Below are 17,610 nucleotides of genomic sequence, written 5' to 3' on the forward strand. Positions count from 1 at the left end.
TGCTTCTATTTTCATTTTACATGAGTCGAGGACTTTTTTCTATGAAACGATGCATGATGATTCAAGAAATCTATTACTTAAATCAATGTGTGCTTACTACTTCACAATTAATACAGGAATTTTAGCTCTTTTAGCGACTTTATGGCTGACACTTCCTAATACCATTTTATCTGTGTCTTCTGCTTTTCTATTACTCAACACAACGATATCAAAATCACCACTATTTGCTCTATGCACTAATTCTGTTTTAGGATTCCCTTTCGCAAATTCAATTTTATATTGAATGTTTTGCTCATGGAAATAATCTAAGACATGTTTCATAGCTTCTTGGCGTTTTTCTTGAATTTCATCTAAATGAACACCCATTCTTACTGAAGCTTGAAGGTCTTTATCAGCGACAACATTCAGTAATGTAACCTGAGAACCTTCTCCGACAAGGTGATTAATTTGTTCTAAAACCTTTTGATTTTTCATTTCTGTATCAATGCCAAACAAAATATTTTTATACATATTTATCACTCCTTTATAACTATATTACCCCTTTTTGCATAAAATTTACAAATATTCATATTCTACAAAATCATTAAATATTAAAGTACTATAAATTTTTTATAAATTTAATAATAAGCCTAGATTTATTTCCCAGTTTACTATAAACTAAAAATAATTAATAAATAACACAATTGTTTATCAATAGTTGAAAACTTTCACACAAGAATTTCGATTAAGTGGAAACAATAATTTTTTATTAAAATAAAGTAATGAATAAGGGGGAAATATTATGGCTAATTCTAATCAATCAGATCAGAATCCTTTTAATCAGAACACCTCAGAACAACAAAGTAATCCATTTAACGAAACAAATGGTAACAATCAGCAACAACAATCGGGAGACGGCAATGGCTCTAGTATGAAACCTTGGTTATTCGGCTGTGGTGGATGTTTAGTTATATTCATTATTTTAGCTGTTATTTTAGGTGCATGCGCTGCTGGTCCAATTAAAGACCAAATCGATGAGTTCACAAACAAAACAGAAGAAAATTCTACTGAAGAGAATTCAACAGAAGAAGAAACAACTGAGGAAGAAACGACTGAAGAGTCTACTACTGAAGAATCTACAACAGAAGAAAAAACAGATGAAGATGATAACGATTCATCTATTATCGATAGACAAACATCAGTTGGTAACGGGATTAGTGCAATCGGTACAAAGATTACAGTTGAAAGAGCTGAATTTGTTACTCCACCATCTGACGGTACTAAACCATTAAAAGATAAAATATTAAAAGTTAACTACAAACTTGAAAATATTAATAACTCTAGCTTAATCGTTGGAGATGCTAACTTCGGTGTTACTGCTGATGGAAGCAGAGTTTCAAAATACTATGGTATGAATGACAAAAATGATGGATTCTCATTCAGTCTAAAACCTGGAGAATCTGATACTGGTTATGTATACTACGATGTTCCTGAAGCGGATCAATATGACGTACAATTACAATTACGTTCATCTGATAAACGTTACAAAATGAAATGGGAAATCGATAAAGACGATGTAAAGTAAATAAAAAGCCATTAGACAGTCATCGTGTCTAATGGCTTTTCTTATGTTATCTGAGAAGTTAAAAATGTATTATTTCTTAAATTTATCGATAACTTCGTTCGCTTTATCTTTAACATTTTCTACTGCTTCTTTAGCTTTACCTGAAGCTTTATCTTTTTTACCTTCAGTTTCTAAGTCCTTGTTATCTGTTGCATTACCAACTGTTTCTTTAATGTTACCTTTTGCTTGTTCGAATTTGCTTTCATCAGCCATTTTATATCACCCTTCATTAAACTTTATTGAATGATTGACCATTCATGTATATTTCACCCTGTAAAAGGATTTTTAAACATCTCACTCCACGATTTTTTTGAAAATTTTACCAATAGAAATATGATCGATAAAACTATATATACACATACCTATTATAATGAGTGCTACCCCTATCATACTTAAACCATTTGGTAATGGTAAGCCTAGGAGAATCATTTCACCAATAATGGCAAATACAACTTCTAATGACTGTGTTGCTTCAACTGCTGCTAATTGTTCTTGGTTATCTTTCACAATATTTGTAGCATAGAAAAATAGAATTGTTGCGATGATGCCTGAAAATAGTGCGACGATAAATGCTTGTACAACTTGACTAGAAGAAGGTAATCCTTCTTTAAGTACGCCCACAATAAAAATGACTACCCAAATAGGCAATGTGACTAACGTCATACCAAATACACGTTCAATAGTACCGAGCTCACCGTTCACAACTTGCATCATTTTTCTATTTCCTAAAGGATAACTAAAAGCTGCAATTAAAATCGGTAAGAAACCTAATAAAAACAAATTCAATTTAATTTCACTTGCTTGAGGAATTTGGATAATGATAATACCGATAAACATAATGCTTGAAATCAATAAGGAACGCCATGGAATTTTATGTCTAACGATTGTTTCTTTACCATTTATAACAACTGTTTCTACAAATAATGGCGCGAGTATCATGCCGCAAATAATTGTTATTTGCCAAGTACCTGAAATCAACCACCCCGGACTATACTCTGCTGAAAAAGTTATCGGTACATAAAACAATACAAATCCAACTGCACTCCAAATGAACCAAGCCTTTTTCTCTTGTTGAATATGCTTTAAAACAAATTTTGTTCTTCCTTTGATTAATACAAACAAATATAAAAATGGCAGCATAAAAATAAAACGTAAAGAGGAACTGAAATACCAACTTCCGCCATCATTAGCCATCATATGATTAACGACAAATGTAACTGCAAAAAATAAAGCTGCCAAGACACCTATTAAGATTGCTTTCATGTTGTGACCTCTCTTATTTTGATAACGTATATTATTTCATATTTCCGACAATTTATATATGAAAATTTATAATTTATAAATGATTTAAAAAAATATATACGGGTAAACAGATAATATACTTTAAAGGAGGTATTTTTTTATGGCAACTCATTATGAAACAAAAGCTACAAACACAGGTGGACGTAAAGGTCATGTTTACACTGACGATAAAGCAATCGATGTAGATGTATTACCACCACAACAAGCAGATGGTAATGCCACTAATCCAGAACAACTTTTCGCAGCAGGTTATGCTTCATGCTTCAACGGTGCTTTTGATTTAATTTTAAAACAAAACAAAGTTCGTGATGCTGAACCAGAAGTTACGTTAACTGTTCGTTTAGTAGATGACGAAAATGCTGAAAGTCCTAAATTAGAAGTAGATATTGCCGCTAAAGTAAAAAACGTATCTCAAGAAGACGCAGAGAAATATTTAAAAGCAGCGCATGATTTCTGCCCATACTCTAAAGCAACACGTGGAAATATTGACGTGAATTTAGAAGTAGAAGCTGTTTAATTGAATATAAGTTACACAAATAAAGACTGAGACAAATTTTGTCTCAGTCCTTATTTTTTATGATTTATTTGGTTCTTCGTGATTCCACCATAATGCATCTTTCGGATTTTCATAAACTTCTTGTAAGTCTTCTTTATTATCTACATTAGGATAAGATCCTCTTAATGATTTATTAGACGTTGTCTTAAACATAAATAAGAAAATGACAAGTCCAACGACATTAATCAATGTTAAATAATAAGATGGTGCAATTTTTTGACCAGTTGTTTCAACTAAAGTTGTTAAAATAAATGGTGTTAAACCACCAAATATCGCTGCGCCAATATTATAAACAAGTGATAATGTTCTTAATCTCACTTTTGTATAGAAAATACTTGGTAATACAGATGGCATAACGCCTTCAAATGTAGACATAAACAGTGCAATGATAAATAGTCCTAAAATAACAATTGGTATTGAAGGAATACTCATTAACCAGAAGGCTAATACTGAGAATAAACTAAATCCTATTAATCCAAATAAAATGGTATTTTTATTTCCAACTTTATCACTGTACCAACCAAAGAAGAATACTGCTGGTATCATTGCTGCCATCGTTAACGTGCTTAATAAACTACTCATCGTACCACCTAAATCTAAAGTTCCATTTAAGAATGAAGGCATATATGATAATACCATGTAATTAGCAACGTTTAAGAAAGCTACACCTGCGAAACAAACAATGATATCTCTCCAATATTTTCTGAAGATATCTTTATAAGAGTATTCAAGCTCTTCTTGCTCTTCAAGTGTTGTTTCATAAGCTGGACTTTCATCTAAATTATTTCTTAAATAGACACCTATAATACCAAGAGGTGCAGCTATAATGAATGGGATTCTCCAGCCCCAAGCTGCCATTTGATCATCACTCAATAGTGCATACATAATCCCTACTAAAGCAGCAGCTAAAATACTACCTGATAAAGTTCCAATTTCAAGTCCACTACCAAGTCTGCCTCTCGTCTTATCTGGTGAAATTTCTGCAATATAAGTCATTGCACCGGCATACTCACCACCAGTAGAGAATGATTGAATCATTCTAATAATTAATAATAAAATTGGTGCCCAAATACCGATTTGGTGTTGTGTAGGTAATAGTCCTAAAGCAAGCGTAGATAATGCCATCATAATAATTGTAGTTGAAAGGACGACTTTACGACCATGTTTATCTCCTAAATGACTAAAGAATATACCACCAATCGGTCTTACTATAAATGCAAAAGCAAATACCGCAAATGTTGATACAAGCTGAATTTCTTTAGGCATATTACCAAAGAAATTCATACTGATAATGACGGCTAGTTGAGCGTATAGACCGAAGTCAAACCACTCAATCGCATTACCAATACCTGTTGCAACGACCGTTTTTTTCGTTTTACTGGCGTCGACAACATTAACGTTCTTTCTTTTAAACTTCATAATTATAAACACTCCCCATTTTGTCTATATAATCATATAACCTAATAAAATGGTTTTAATCAGAAAATTCACTATTTTATGAGTTGAACAGTGTTGAGCCCTATCATTATGCAATTTAAAATTTTAATTTTTTTATAAAAAAACTTCATTCAGCTCGCTATTTTATCCTAACGACACTGAATGAAGTGCTTATTTGTTATATCTTTTTAGCTAAATCTGTCATGTAATCAAAGAATCCATCTCTATCAACATCATTAATGATATTGATCATTCTACCTTCATCACTTTTGAATGTTCTACCTTGACTAGGTCCATCTGTAATGACAGATACTTTATGTGATTCTTTCTTAACGAGTTCAGGTTTTCCAACATATGCCGTTGTTAATACATCCCATAAGAAATAAGTTGAATTTGTTACAAAATGTGTTAATGGTGGCACAAGCGCATAACATATACCTAAGAAATCAACACCTTCATATTGTCTTTCATTCGCCCAACGTTTACGTACATCTGGTGTTAAAGGTACTTTATTCGTGCTTTCTAATGCTACAATATCAATCGGTAATTGCGTATCAAAAACAGTCTTCACTGCTTCTGGATCCCAAAAAGCATTCCATTCAGCTGTACCATCATGTTCAGGTTCTTCAACATTACCTTTATTCAGCAATGTGCCACCCATCCATACAACTCTTTCAATACGACTTTCAATTCTTGGTTCAACTTTCAAACTTTTAGCTAAATCCGTTAACGGTCCCGTAAACAGCATTGTTACCTTTTCAGAACTATTCATTACCTTTTCAATGATATCTTCATATGCTTCTTTTTCAGAAATTGTAGAATTTACTTCAACATCTTCATTTAACATTGGCATCGCATCTACAAAGAAGGCATGCATTCTCCAATCTTTAGGGAATGGATTTTTCCCTCTTTCTTTCGAAGCTGCAACATTTAATTTTTGTGATGAAAATCGATTAATGATTTTACAAGAAGCATTTGTTGCTGGTTCTACATAGCTATCTGCACCAATTGCACTTACACCTATCAAATTAACATCTTCCATTTGTAATAATAAAAATAATGAAATTAAATCATCTACGCCACCATCATGGTTGAAATATACTGTCGTCATTTGGTTACCTCTTTCTTATGTTACGCATAAATTGTCCATTTGATTAACTAACGTTCTTTTTGTTCATTTGAATTATTTTGAGATTGTCTTTGCTCTGTTGATCTTTCTTTTGCTTTTTGTGCTGCATCTTGAGCTGCACGATCTTTCTCTCTTTGTGCCTCTTGATCTCTTTGTTGTTGCTGTTGTTGTTTTTCACGTTCAGCTGCTGCTTGTTCATCACGTTTTTTCTGCTCAGCTGCTTGTTGAGCTTTTTCTTTTTCAGCTGCTGCTTTTTCGTCAGCTTCTTGTTGTTTTTGTTCAGCTTCTTCAGCTTTTTTATCCGCTTCTTCTTGACGTTTTTCTTCTTCCTCTTTAGCTGCCTTTTCTTCTTCAGCTTTCTTCTCTGCTGCTTCTTTATCTGCTTTTTCTTTAGCCGCTTTATCTGCTTCTTCTTGTTTACGTTTTTTCTCAGCTTCAGCTTTTTTCTTCTCTTCATCAGCGTTATTGTTAGGTTGTTGAACCGTTCTTTGTTCATAAGTTGGCGCTTCTTGAGTAGAATTGATTTCTTCAGTTGGATTCTCTTTAGGCGTATTATCTTTAATATCCTTATCATTTATACGCCAATTAGCATTATACGTTTTCTTAGAAGTTTCATAATTCATTTTCACATCATATTTATCAGCGTCCGCTACATCATAGTATAAATAACTCGATTTGCTGTCATCTTTATCAAGTTGGTGTTGGAATCCACCTTTATTATCTTTCATACCATTAAATTGCGGTTGTACCGCTCCACCAATAGTAAGTTGAAAATTAGAATTATCGATTAATTTTTTATCTTTTTCTAAATTTTTGAACTTATAAGTGACTTTAAGAATTTTGCCATTTTGCGAATAAGAATAACCGTCATCAGGTTGAACAACTTCTGCTTTTGTAACGGTCACTTCTAGACCATCAACAATAATTTTATCACCTAGTTTGATATTTTTTAATTCTTTTTTAGGTGTGTCGGAAACATGTTTAACAGCTTTAGGCTTATCTTCCTTAAATAATTGTTTATATGAATATTCTTTATCGAATGACAGACTTACAAATATACATACAAAACTAATCACACCGATTACAAATAGTAAAATTGTGCTCACTAAATAGCTACTATACTGTTTTTCTTTAGCATATTTAACGACTGTAATAATCAAAGTCGTTATAAAGGCAATCGAAATAACAACCCATAATAACGCAAAAAGTAGACTACTCATTTTTTCTCTCCTCTACAAATGATTAATATTTTCATCATAGCATGAATTATTCAAAATAATAGTACAAAATCAAATAATTATTAACTATAATTGACCTATTTATATATGGCTTCACTTTAAAAAAACAGGTTAAAAAATAAATTCAAAACCTGTTTATGTAATACCTTTATTCTTCTAATTTTTCAAAAGTTATTTCATATAAATCTTTATCATCCATATTTACAAAATCATCGATGGATATTCTATATTCATTGGAAGATCGTTTTTTAGAAACTTGACCATCATACTTTAACTCAATTGTCATATTCGTTTCAAAATAGTGATTGTCGATTGTCTTCTTAAATTCATTAAAGACTTTTTGGTTAAGAGGAATTAAATAGAATTGATTATTAGGTAAAATATTAATACGTTTACGTTGTATTACTTCATCGCCATTTAATTTTAAGACGACTTCAATATTTTTAGCAGAACCGCCGCCTAAATTTAATAGCTTAAAAGCCGTATTTAAATATTCATGATCAGAAGAAGTTAAATTCATCACTTTAATACCACTTTGTTTCTTCTCCAATATAATCTGATCAAAAGACAAATAAGGAATAAATGATATTTTAATTTGGCGAATTTGAATCATGACGGATATAAAATATAGAATCGCCATAATAAAGGTCCCTATAGAACCAATCGCTTGAATAATATTAATCATGCGCTCACCTCACAATATAACCTTGTCCTAAATTATACCCATTTGTGTACGTGTAAATCATAGATTTATAATCTTCAAGCTTTCTCTAACAATCCGCCGTGGAAACAATAATATTTCTCAGCATTTAAATCTTTAATTCTCTTTAAGGAATTTTCTGCGTCTTCTAAATTCATACTATATTCAGGATTCGCAACGTTTAAAGTCTCTCCTTCTTTCACAGCAGCATCTCCAGTAATGACGCTATTGACTGATTGTATATATAATGAAATATGCCCTGACGTATGTCCTGGTGTCGCAATAACTTCCACTTCATTATTTAATATGAGCGCCCCATTTGTAACTTCTACATCAACATCGACATGTTCTAATTCCTGTAGCATATTAACAAATGCTTCACCATATGGTTTTTCATCTTCTGACATTTCATTTAATAAATTTTCAGCTTGAATCAATCGTTCTGATTTAGCATGTCCACCTATATATTTAGCTTCTACAAAGCTACTTATAATTTGTGTATTAGGATATTTGTCTTTAAAAGCTTTTAACGCTCCAATGTGGTCATCATCATAATGTGTGATAATAATATTTTTCAAATTTTCTATATTGTAATTTAATCGATTAATTTCTCGTTCAATCTTATCCATGAAACCTGGATAACCTGTATCAACGAGTGTCAATTCTTCATCTTGGATAATAAGTGTAGGATGTATTTCGTAGTTATCTCCTTCATAATCAAAACTTATATTTAACTGTTCTACTTTAATAGGCATAAAAGTTCTCCTTTATAAAATGACGTATATTTATATACATTTAAAGTAATTATATGACATTTTAGTCATTTAATCATAAAATATTATTTGTACGACTTTTGATTAAATAGAATCTAATTTTCACAGGAGGTTACTTATGGTTCCAAAACATATTGTTTCAGCTGCTTGTATTGTCTTAAATGACGAAGATAAAATATTACTCATTAAAGGTCCTAAACGTGGTTGGGAAATGCCTGGTGGTCAAGTTGAATTGGGCGAACCTTTATATGATGCAGCAATTCGCGAAGTTAAAGAAGAATCTGGTGCTGATATCGAAATTATAAGATTTTGTGGTATTTTCCAAAATACGAAAAGTTCTATCGTCAACACATTATTTTTAGCGCGTTATATAGGTGGCACGCTTCAAACGAGTGATGAGAGTTTAGAGGTAGGCTTTTTTTACTTATGATGAAGTTATGAATATGGTTACTCGACAAACATTCAAAGAAAGGTTCGAGTACTGTTTAAATCGTACTGAACCTTTTGTTGTTTCATTTTAATATTCTTCTTTTAAAATGCTATAAATCAATGAATCTCTGTAGCCATCTTTAAGCTTTGTATCTTGTCTTAAGATGGCTTCATGTTTCATACCTAGCTTTTGTAGAACAATTTCAGATGCTGTATTACGAATATCTGTTGATGCCCAAATTCTATTTAGTTTCAATACTTTAAAACCATATTTAATAATCGTTCTACCAATATCCGTTGCTATGCCGTTACCCCAATAATCAGGATGAATGATATAACCAAGCTCTCCACTTTTATTTTTCGTATCACATACTAATTGCACTGCGCCAATGACTTTATCATGTTCTGCATCCACTATGACGTTGTACATCCAATTTTCATCTCGATTTAATAACATCTCAACAAAAGCTTCTGTTTCTTCATAAGTTTGTGGCTCCCATGCTTGATACTGACTCACTTCAGGTAAAGCATTATATGCATGAATATCTTCTATATCTGATCGCTTCAAATCCCTAGTATAGTAATCCATTTAAAATCCTCCAATGATGATATGTAATTTAATGATTGGGAATATCTTATCATAATTTTCAAACTATACAAAACTATTCTTATAATAATACTCAACTTTGCAAAAAATAAAGTGCTAGGACATTGAATCATGCCCTAGCAATAAATAAATTATCTATCTAATTTCACATGTTTGTACTCTTTCGTACCTACGTAATGAATGATACGCCCGTGAACTTCTTTTTTCGTTAATCTTGCTTTACCTTTTTGATAAAGTGGGATAACCATTGCATCATTCAATAACATTTCTTCTCCTCTAGCGAGTTCTTGCCATCTCTTGTCTGGATCTTGAAGTAATGAAGATTTACCTTCGTTGATAATTTTGTCGTATTCAGGGTTATTATATCCCGTTTCACCTTTAGTTGTTTCACTATGGAATAAATCTAAAAATGTCATTGGATCTGGATAGTCTGGTCCCCAACCTGTAATTGCTACATCATAGTCACCTTTTTTAGTCAGTGCTATTTTCTGTTTGTTCGGTTGTTGCTTAATCGACATTGTTACACCAGGTAAATGTTTTTCAACTTGTTCTTTAAAATACTCTGCATCTTTCTTAGCATTATCTTGATCAAATGTTAAAAATTCTATATCAATTTTATCTTTACCTAATGCTTTTTTAGCTTTTTTCAATGAAGCTTGTGCTTTTTTAACATCATACGTATAAGGTGCATTGACTAACTTGTTATAATCTTCTTTTTTCTCATTAGTAAATACTTTTTCAGGTGTAAATGTATCTATTGGTTTTGATCCATCATTTAAATTATGTTCTACGTAAGATTTTTTATCGATTGCTTGTGCAAGTGCAGCACGTAAATCTTTATTTTGTAAGTCTTTATTCGTTTGTGTATTAATTTGAATATAATAAGTAGCAGATTCTAACTTCGTATCGAAGCCTTCTTTATCTTTGTTAGATTCTACGTTTTGAGAACTTAATTCCGTTGTATCCACTTTATCATTATTATATAAATTGAGTGCCGTTTGTTCGTCTTTAATGACTCTATAATTAATACCTTTTAGTGATACATGATCTTTATCCCAATAATGTTTATTTTTCTTAAGCGAGTAATTATCTTCAACTTTCCAACTCTTCATTACAAACGGTCCACTATATAACGTCTTATCAACAGTCGTTCCATACTTACCGCCTTGCTTTTTAACAAACTTCTCATTCAATGGCATGAATGTTCCAAACGTTAATAATTCTTTATAGTATGGTAACTCTTGATTGAGCGTTAACTGTAAAGTATGATCATCAATTGCTTTCACACCTAATTCTTCAGGTTTTTTCTCACTTTTGTTAATCGCTTCAGCATTTTTAATATCATACATGATGTACGCATATTCTGATGCCGTCTTTGGATCTACAACCCTTCTCCATGAATAAACGAAATCATGCGCAGTAATTGGATCTCCATTAGACCATTTCGCGTCTTTTCTTAATTTAAATGTCCAAGTCTTCCCATCATTTGATTTTTTAGGATCACCAGTTGCAATCGCTGGTTCTGCTTTATCATCTTTGTCCAAACGATATAACCCCTCTTGTGTCGCATTCATCACTTCAAAAGCGCCAGCTTCAACAGCCAAACTAGAATCTAATGTCGTTAAATCAGACGGTGCAATTAAACGTAGCGTATCCTTTGAATCACCGCTCGCACCATCACTATCCCCACCACTACTACAACCACCTAAAAATAATGCTAAAACTAATACATAAATCCCCACTTTATAAATATTTTTCATCAAATCAATCCCCTTTGCTTGTTTGATAATGTTTAATTGTGTTTATTCTATCATAATATTTTGAATATTCAATTGATTATGTTCGATTAATTTAATATATCAACAATAACGAACTGTTGTGTAGTGTGTATAAGCTGATAAGATGAAAATAAGCTGAATTGTCTTATGGACAATTCAGCTTATTACAATTTTCGGGTCGATAAATTTTTTTATCGGCCTGCAAATCCCGTTTTCGGGTCGATATTTTATTTTATCGGCCTGGTAATCTCGTTTCTGGACCGGTAATTTATTTTATCGGTCCATATTTCTCAATCCATTCTCTTCACTCTATTTCATATCTCATCATGTCTTCATCATGATAATCTTTTCCATCTAATATTGCATTAGGTTCAGTAGCATATTTGTCAAAGCCAACTTTATTATAAAATTCTACTGCGCGTTGATTATTAGAAAGGACACTTAAATCAATATATTTTAAATCTGTTAACTTGGATGCTTCAATAATCAATTTATTGACTACTTTCTCAGCAATACCTGTACCTCGATAATCAGGATGACAATACATCGCCACTAAATTTCCTTTATGATGCATCTTCTTAACCGGTTCTCTATAAAAAGTAGCTACACAAACCAAATTTTCATTTTCAAAACCACCTATTGTAAATTTTGTATCACTACATTCTAAGCGCTGTTCAAATTTACTAATCGGATAGTTTATTTCAATATCATATAAAGACGCAAACGCAGATGGATCTGTCTGCAAACTTAGTAACCTAAGACTCCTAAATGCATTTACATCATTTTTATTTAGTAACCTTACTTCCATCCCACCACTCCTTTATTTTTCTTTATACCACCTGATTGCTTGCTGTTCTAAATTTTTAACATATGATTTTTTGGCTTTACTATAACCAGCTGTTTCATTATATTCTTCAGCTAATTTTTCTTTATATTTACTATATTCTATAGCCGCTTCTCTATGTTCTCTTAGATAATCTCGTAATATTAAATGTCTATCTATTTCAGGGTTACTTTGTTCATAAATATGTATATGATGTGTTCGATTAATTCCTCCCTTTCGAATGAGTCTTCTTCCTTTTATTCCCCATTCTCCAGCCAAATCGTAACCTCTACTCAAAAACTCATCATCAAATAAATCAATTTTTTCTATATTATTTACAATTACCATCATATCTATAACTGGTTTTGCTTTCATACCTTCAATTGATGTACTACCAAAGTGTTCAAAACTAATAACTTCATCTTCTAATATAGACTTAATTATTCTACATTCTTCTAAATACATATTTCTCCAATCTTTATCAAAATCACTCAACCTTACTTCCATCCCACCACTCCTTTATTTTTGTGATAAATAGTTTAGTATAAATTCTTTCATTTTTACTGGTGGGCTTATATTTTGAGGCAATTTATCTAAATCAAAGAATTTTAAGTTCTGAGTTTCTTTAATATCGGCACTAAGCTCTCCTTCATATTCTTCACTTTCAAATAATGCTGTTACAGTATATGCTTCATCTCCATTTGGATAGACCATGTGATAATCTTTACCTGAAAAATTTGTAATAAATTTAAGGTTTTGAATTTCCAAATTAGTTTCTTCATATACTTCTCTAGTTGCCGCTTCTTCAAAAGATTCTCCGAGTTCCATTGTTCCTCCTGGTAAACCCCAACTTTCATTATCACTTCTTAACTGTAACAATAGTTGTTTATCTTTATTAAATATCAGAACTAAAGCTCCAACTAAAATAACTGGAGCATGTCCGACTTTATCTCGTAAACTTGATATATAATCCATCCCACCACTCCTTATTCACTAAAGTAATACACGTTGCCTTCTCCGTCGTAATTATCTAGTTCTGGATTATGTTTGAATCCTAGTTTTTCTGCTGTCTTTATTGAAGGTGTGTTTTCTTTTTTAGTTAATGCTACGATTTTATATTGGTTATTGGTTAATTCTTTGACGTGCTCGATTATTTTTCTACTTGCTTCTGATACGAGTCCTTGTTGTGTTTCTGCAGCTTCTATTCGATAGTAAATATTCAAATATGTTTGTCCTAATATTTCTTTATACTGTAACCCACATACGCCAAACGGGAGATAGTGGTCTTTTTTAATCAAGACGTAATATCCAAATCCATGGTCTTCATAATGTTTAATCCATTGATCCAATGTTTCTCTAAAAGCTTCTATTGTTGTTGCTGGACCTGCTGGGTTGTATTTTTGATTTGCTGGATCATGATGAACTTCAAATAATTTTTCAAGATATGTATATGCTGGGGGTACGAGTTTGATTCTTTCCGTTTCTAATATCATTGTAATGACTCCTTTTTAGTTACAATTTAGTTATTTAATATCATAACATTAAGCATCTCATATTGGGAGGTCGTAGATATTTTTATGCATACAAAAAAGCATGAGCAGTTACTTATGCTCATGCTTTTAACTTATACTGTTGATAGTTGCCATTGGTAAGGCTCGTTTAACTTTGTCCAATCTGCATCGATTTCTTCTGAATTTAATAAACATTGATCTAATGCTTTTGTAATTTCTTCTTTATTTAAGTCTCTACCGATAACGACAAATTGTGTTTCTCTGTCGCCATATTCTGGATCCCAATCAGCTTTAATTTCTGGTCTAGAAGCAAAGATTTCTTGTTTCGCTTCTTCCTTCATCGCATCAACCCAGAATGTAATTGGATGAATATTTACAAAAGAACCTGCCTGAGAAAATAGACATGCTATATGATTATATTGAGCTAACCAAACGATACCTTTAGCTCTTATAATATTCGTTGGCATATTTTCCATCCATTGATTAAATCTTTCTGCATGAAATGGTAGTCTTCTCTTGTATACAAATGATGAAATACCATATTCTTCAGTTTCTGGTGTATGATGCGCATGACCACCTTCTGTTAATTCTTTAATCCACCCGGCTGATTGACTTGCATCTTCAAAATTAAATAAACCTGTATTGAGCACTTCTTGAAGCGGTACATCTGCATAACTTGTCTTGATAAATTTCGCTTTAGGCTGTAATTTTTTCAAAACAATTTCCAATTGCTTTAAATCCTTTTCTTCTACTAAATCAGCTTTATTTAAAATAAGTACATCACAAAATTCAATTTGGTCAATCAACAAGTCTGAAATAGAACGTTCATCTTCTTCACTGACAACTTGATCTCTATCTTTCAACAAATCTTCAGAATACATATCATGAACAAATCTATGTGCATCTACAACTGTAACCATCGTATCTAAACGACATATACTAGTTAAATCAATGCCTAATTCATCATCTATATATGAGAAAGTTTGGGCAACAGGTACCGGCTCTGAAATACCAGTTGATTCTATTACGATTTGATCTACATCTCCTCGTTTAGCTATCTTTTCAACTTCTATTAATAAGTCTTCTCTTAAAGTACAACAAATACAGCCATTCGATAATTCTACTAATTTTTCGTCAGTTCGTGAAATACCTCCGCCTTGTATGACTAAATCTTTATCTATATTAATTTCACTCATATCATTTACAATGACTGCAATTTTTAATCCTTCTCTATTTTTCAAAATATTATTGAGCAGCGTTGTCTTTCCAGATCCTAAATAACCACTCAACACTGTAACTGGTATTTTATTCAACACTTTTCCCCTACCTTCTATCTATTTATCCCATATAAACCAAAAATCTTACCAACTTGATTTTTTCAATCCAGGTATTTGACCTTTATGTGCGTATTCTCTTAAAGCAATTCTAGACATACCGAATTTTCTATATACACCTCTTGGTCTGCCAGTCACTTGGCATCTACGTGTAATACGTGTAGGAGAAGCGTCTCTCGGTAATTTTTTCAAACCTTCGTAATCTTTATTAGCTTTTAATTCTTCACGTTTTTCACGGTATTTTTCAACCATTTGAATTCTTTTTTGCTCTTTTGCAATTTTTGACTTCTTCGCCATTTTATATACTCCTTTTACATTTAAAATTTTTGAAATAAATCTTTAGATATAAAGAGTGAGACGGCAAATGATGTCTCACTCTTTTGAAATCGTATATTAAGTAAGTAAAGTAGCCATCTCATTTCCAGAGGTAAATCGTAATGACTACGTTTTAACTATAATACATGAATTTTTATTTGGCAAGAGCAAATTTTTATTTTTCATTTAGAATTGATAATTAGAATCGAAAAAACAGAGTCTAAGACAACGTAATGTGTCCCAGACTCTGTTTATCTCTATTCAACTTTCCATACATTAAATCCATGTAATTGGCTGTTTGCATCATATTTCAAATCTTCTTTACCATAAAAAGTATAGCTTTCGCCTTCTTCAAGTTTTTTATGATCATAATCTATAATATAATATGACACTTTATCGTCGCCACTACCTTTTGTAACTTCGACGATTTTATCACCAGCTTCACTATGGCTAATTTTATCAACCTTAGCATTTGTGATTTTTAACAATTCGTTGTGGCTATATGTTTCATTATTATACTTGTCATAATTAATCTCTTTAGAATGGTTCATTTTTTTCTGAACATATTCATTCGCTTGTGCTTCTGCTACGTGATCATCGAACTTAATTTTTGAATGATTATTCTGGACAGGTTCAGTTGAAACAACTCCAACAGCACAACCTAAAGTTAAAAAGAATAATATAATGGTACTTAGCAACGGAATCCTGAACCTAGTATCTCTAATCGCTTTAACAACAGTCGTGCCTAACATCACAATAAAAGCTATTAATACTACAACTCCAATAACGCTAAATATAAAACTTTCCATTTTCATTACTCCCTTGATTTATTCACTATCATATTTGTACATATTAGAACATCTCAGCTAATATTTCATCTATTTTGTTTCAGTTTTCGAAATAAATCAATATTATGCTAAAGTATGAAAGCGTTAACCCAGTTGCTATATAAAGGATAGGTAAGTATTAAAATTTTTTATTGGAAAGTCGCTGTTATTCTTTAAAATCAATATCTTCCAACACTTTTTCTACCATATCGTTTAAACCTATATGTTCTTTTATTATTTTTTCATTTTCTAAACCTAAATAATCATGCTCAACAAACCATTTACTCATTTCTTCCTTACCAAATTCAGCATTTTCCTTATTCTTATGTCTTCTTAACGTTTCTTCAAAAGAGATATCATAGTAATACGTAAACACATTTTTCTTGCCTGCAAAATGTTTTCTCAGCATATCACCATACCTATGCGCTTTAAGAATACCCTCAATAATCATATAATCACAATTTTCCAATCCATATCTGATTAAATGATCGATGAGTTCCACTGTCTTATTGCCAGGTTTATCGTATAACAATTCTCTTCTAATCGTATCTTGTGAAATTAACAAAGTATGAAATCCTATTCTGTTTTGTACTTCTTTTGCTAAAGATGACTTCCCACTTCCTGAATTCCCTCTAATTATAATAACTTTTGTCATTTTCCACCGCTTCTTCTTGTAATTATTAGTATGATTGGTCTCTTGCTACTATTGATTGATATAAAATTCAGATTTTAAAATACCCATATGAATATCGTTATAGTATTCACCTTTTATAAATGCACTATCACGTTCTTCTCCCTCAATTATAAATCCTACTTTTTCATATGCCTTAATTGCACGAGTATTATATTTCAATACTCTTAAGTAAATTTTATGTAATTTCAAATATTCAAACCCATAATTTACTACAGCTGCTGAAACTTTAGTTCCAATTCCCATAGACCAATATTCTGGATTAAATATCCCTATTGCAAATTTTGCTTTGTTATTTATATCATCAATAACCAATCTAACTTGCCCTATAAATTTATCTTGGTATACAATTGCCCATTCATAAGGTTCATTCTGAATTTCTTTAATTAATAAAGCTGCTTTTTCCTTTGATTTTGAAGTTCTGTAATCCATTGTTGATCCATACATCATTAATAGTTCTTTATTAAAAGGAACTGAAAGATAATCATCTATATCTTTTGTTTCTGCATTTCTTAATATTAAATCTTTATTTATATATATTTTATCCATGTAATACT

Annotated in this window: 21 protein-coding genes and 1 pseudogene; 3 read left to right on the forward strand and 19 right to left on the reverse strand. The window is 31.5% G+C overall.

The features are described 5' to 3' along the window. Positions 1 to 96 precede the first annotated feature (96 nt). Positions 97 to 510, reverse strand: coding sequence for a universal stress protein (locus tag LQ611_RS09625; RefSeq protein ID WP_025904362.1), 414 nt, complete (start codon positions 508 to 510; stop codon positions 97 to 99). A 271-nt stretch (positions 511 to 781) separates the two neighbouring features. Between LQ611_RS09625 and LQ611_RS09630 the strand changes: the two genes are divergently transcribed. After that, entirely contained in the window at positions 782 to 1,564 is a 783-nt protein-coding gene (locus LQ611_RS09630) for a DUF4352 domain-containing protein (RefSeq protein ID WP_107596621.1), read from the forward strand. 69 nt (positions 1,565 to 1,633) lie between these two features. On the opposite strand, the gene LQ611_RS09635 is transcribed toward LQ611_RS09630, so the two are convergent. Continuing rightward, positions 1,634 to 1,816 carry a CsbD family protein gene (locus LQ611_RS09635; RefSeq protein ID WP_037588806.1) on the reverse strand — a complete coding sequence of 61 codons (183 nt, stop codon included), beginning with the start codon at positions 1,814 to 1,816 and terminating at the stop codon, positions 1,634 to 1,636. An 81-nt stretch (positions 1,817 to 1,897) separates the two neighbouring features. Then, complete coding sequence (locus LQ611_RS09640; protein ID WP_107565560.1) at positions 1,898 to 2,866, reverse strand: DMT family transporter; 969 nt, start codon at positions 2,864 to 2,866, stop codon at positions 1,898 to 1,900. A 139-nt stretch (positions 2,867 to 3,005) separates the two neighbouring features. Here LQ611_RS09640 and LQ611_RS09645 point away from each other — a divergent pair, with 139 nt between their 5' ends. Further along, the gene (locus tag LQ611_RS09645) at positions 3,006 to 3,422 is read left to right on the forward strand and encodes an organic hydroperoxide resistance protein (RefSeq protein ID WP_025904358.1); all 417 of its coding nucleotides are present in this window, start codon (positions 3,006 to 3,008) and stop codon (positions 3,420 to 3,422) included. A 57-nt stretch (positions 3,423 to 3,479) separates the two neighbouring features. Here the strand turns inward: LQ611_RS09645 and LQ611_RS09650 are convergent, their stop codons facing one another. From LQ611_RS09650 to LQ611_RS09670, 5 genes are all read right to left on the reverse strand, one after another. After that, the gene (locus LQ611_RS09650) at positions 3,480 to 4,880 is read right to left on the reverse strand and encodes an MFS transporter (protein ID WP_119499066.1); all 1,401 of its coding nucleotides are present in this window, start codon (positions 4,878 to 4,880) and stop codon (positions 3,480 to 3,482) included. 196 nt (positions 4,881 to 5,076) lie between these two features. Beyond that, positions 5,077 to 6,009: a nucleoside hydrolase gene (locus tag LQ611_RS09655; protein WP_025904356.1), complete on the reverse strand. Its 933-nt coding sequence runs from the start codon at positions 6,007 to 6,009 to the stop codon at positions 5,077 to 5,079. Positions 6,010 to 6,056: 47 nt separating this feature from the next. After that, complete coding sequence (locus LQ611_RS09660) at positions 6,057 to 7,247, reverse strand: DUF4352 domain-containing protein (protein ID WP_119499065.1); 1,191 nt, start codon at positions 7,245 to 7,247, stop codon at positions 6,057 to 6,059. A 166-nt stretch (positions 7,248 to 7,413) separates the two neighbouring features. Continuing rightward, positions 7,414 to 7,950 carry a hypothetical protein gene (locus tag LQ611_RS09665; RefSeq protein ID WP_107590923.1) on the reverse strand — a complete coding sequence of 179 codons (537 nt, stop codon included), beginning with the start codon at positions 7,948 to 7,950 and terminating at the stop codon, positions 7,414 to 7,416. Positions 7,951 to 8,024: 74 nt separating this feature from the next. Beyond that, positions 8,025 to 8,714: an MBL fold metallo-hydrolase gene (locus LQ611_RS09670; RefSeq protein WP_119499067.1), complete on the reverse strand. Its 690-nt coding sequence runs from the start codon at positions 8,712 to 8,714 to the stop codon at positions 8,025 to 8,027. Positions 8,715 to 8,856: 142 nt separating this feature from the next. Here LQ611_RS09670 and LQ611_RS09675 point away from each other — a divergent pair. Further along, positions 8,857 to 9,259, forward strand: a pseudogene (locus LQ611_RS09675) (NUDIX hydrolase). On the opposite strand, the gene LQ611_RS09680 reads toward LQ611_RS09675, so the two are convergent. The 11 genes from LQ611_RS09680 to LQ611_RS09730 form a co-directional block, all read right to left on the reverse strand. Then, positions 9,256 to 9,756, reverse strand: a complete 501-nt coding sequence (locus LQ611_RS09680; protein ID WP_025904351.1) for a GNAT family N-acetyltransferase — start codon at positions 9,754 to 9,756, stop codon at positions 9,256 to 9,258. The pseudogene LQ611_RS09675 and the gene LQ611_RS09680 sit on opposite strands and share 4 nt — an antisense overlap. A 149-nt stretch (positions 9,757 to 9,905) precedes the next feature. After that, positions 9,906 to 11,534 (reverse strand): peptide ABC transporter substrate-binding protein, encoded by a 1,629-nt coding sequence (locus tag LQ611_RS09685; RefSeq protein WP_107573013.1) that lies wholly within the window; start codon positions 11,532 to 11,534, stop codon positions 9,906 to 9,908. Positions 11,535 to 11,856: 322 nt separating this feature from the next. After that, positions 11,857 to 12,360, reverse strand: coding sequence for a GNAT family N-acetyltransferase (locus tag LQ611_RS09690; RefSeq protein ID WP_107590919.1), 504 nt, complete (start codon positions 12,358 to 12,360; stop codon positions 11,857 to 11,859). A gap of 12 nt (positions 12,361 to 12,372) precedes the next feature. Beyond that, complete coding sequence (locus LQ611_RS09695; RefSeq protein WP_107618215.1) at positions 12,373 to 12,882, reverse strand: GrpB family protein; 510 nt, start codon at positions 12,880 to 12,882, stop codon at positions 12,373 to 12,375. Between the two features lie 12 nt (positions 12,883 to 12,894). Beyond that, a complete protein-coding gene (locus LQ611_RS09700) occupies positions 12,895 to 13,350 on the reverse strand; it encodes an NUDIX hydrolase (RefSeq protein ID WP_107573010.1) in 456 nt (151 codons plus the stop codon). An 11-nt stretch (positions 13,351 to 13,361) separates the two neighbouring features. Further along, entirely contained in the window at positions 13,362 to 13,868 is a 507-nt protein-coding gene (locus LQ611_RS09705; RefSeq protein ID WP_065381020.1) for a GNAT family N-acetyltransferase, read from the reverse strand. Between the two features lie 131 nt (positions 13,869 to 13,999). Beyond that, positions 14,000 to 15,199 (reverse strand): GTP-binding protein, encoded by a 1,200-nt coding sequence (locus tag LQ611_RS09710; protein ID WP_119499116.1) that lies wholly within the window; start codon positions 15,197 to 15,199, stop codon positions 14,000 to 14,002. Positions 15,200 to 15,247: 48 nt separating this feature from the next. Beyond that, positions 15,248 to 15,517: a 30S ribosomal protein S14 gene (gene rpsN, locus LQ611_RS09715; protein WP_025904347.1), complete on the reverse strand. Its 270-nt coding sequence runs from the start codon at positions 15,515 to 15,517 to the stop codon at positions 15,248 to 15,250. A 275-nt stretch (positions 15,518 to 15,792) separates the two neighbouring features. Then, positions 15,793 to 16,344 (reverse strand): hypothetical protein, encoded by a 552-nt coding sequence (locus LQ611_RS09720; RefSeq protein WP_107618217.1) that lies wholly within the window; start codon positions 16,342 to 16,344, stop codon positions 15,793 to 15,795. Between the two features lie 184 nt (positions 16,345 to 16,528). Beyond that, positions 16,529 to 17,017, reverse strand: coding sequence for an AAA family ATPase (locus tag LQ611_RS09725; protein ID WP_107618218.1), 489 nt, complete (start codon positions 17,015 to 17,017; stop codon positions 16,529 to 16,531). A 48-nt stretch (positions 17,018 to 17,065) separates the two neighbouring features. Continuing rightward, on the reverse strand, positions 17,066 to 17,602 hold the full coding sequence (locus tag LQ611_RS09730; protein ID WP_107618219.1) for a GNAT family N-acetyltransferase: 537 nt from the start codon (positions 17,600 to 17,602) through the stop codon (positions 17,066 to 17,068). Positions 17,603 to 17,610: the final 8 nt, after the last annotated feature.

The organism is Mammaliicoccus sp. L-M44 (assembly GCF_022386355.1).
Lineage (GTDB): Bacteria > Bacillota > Bacilli > Staphylococcales > Staphylococcaceae > Mammaliicoccus > Mammaliicoccus sciuri_A.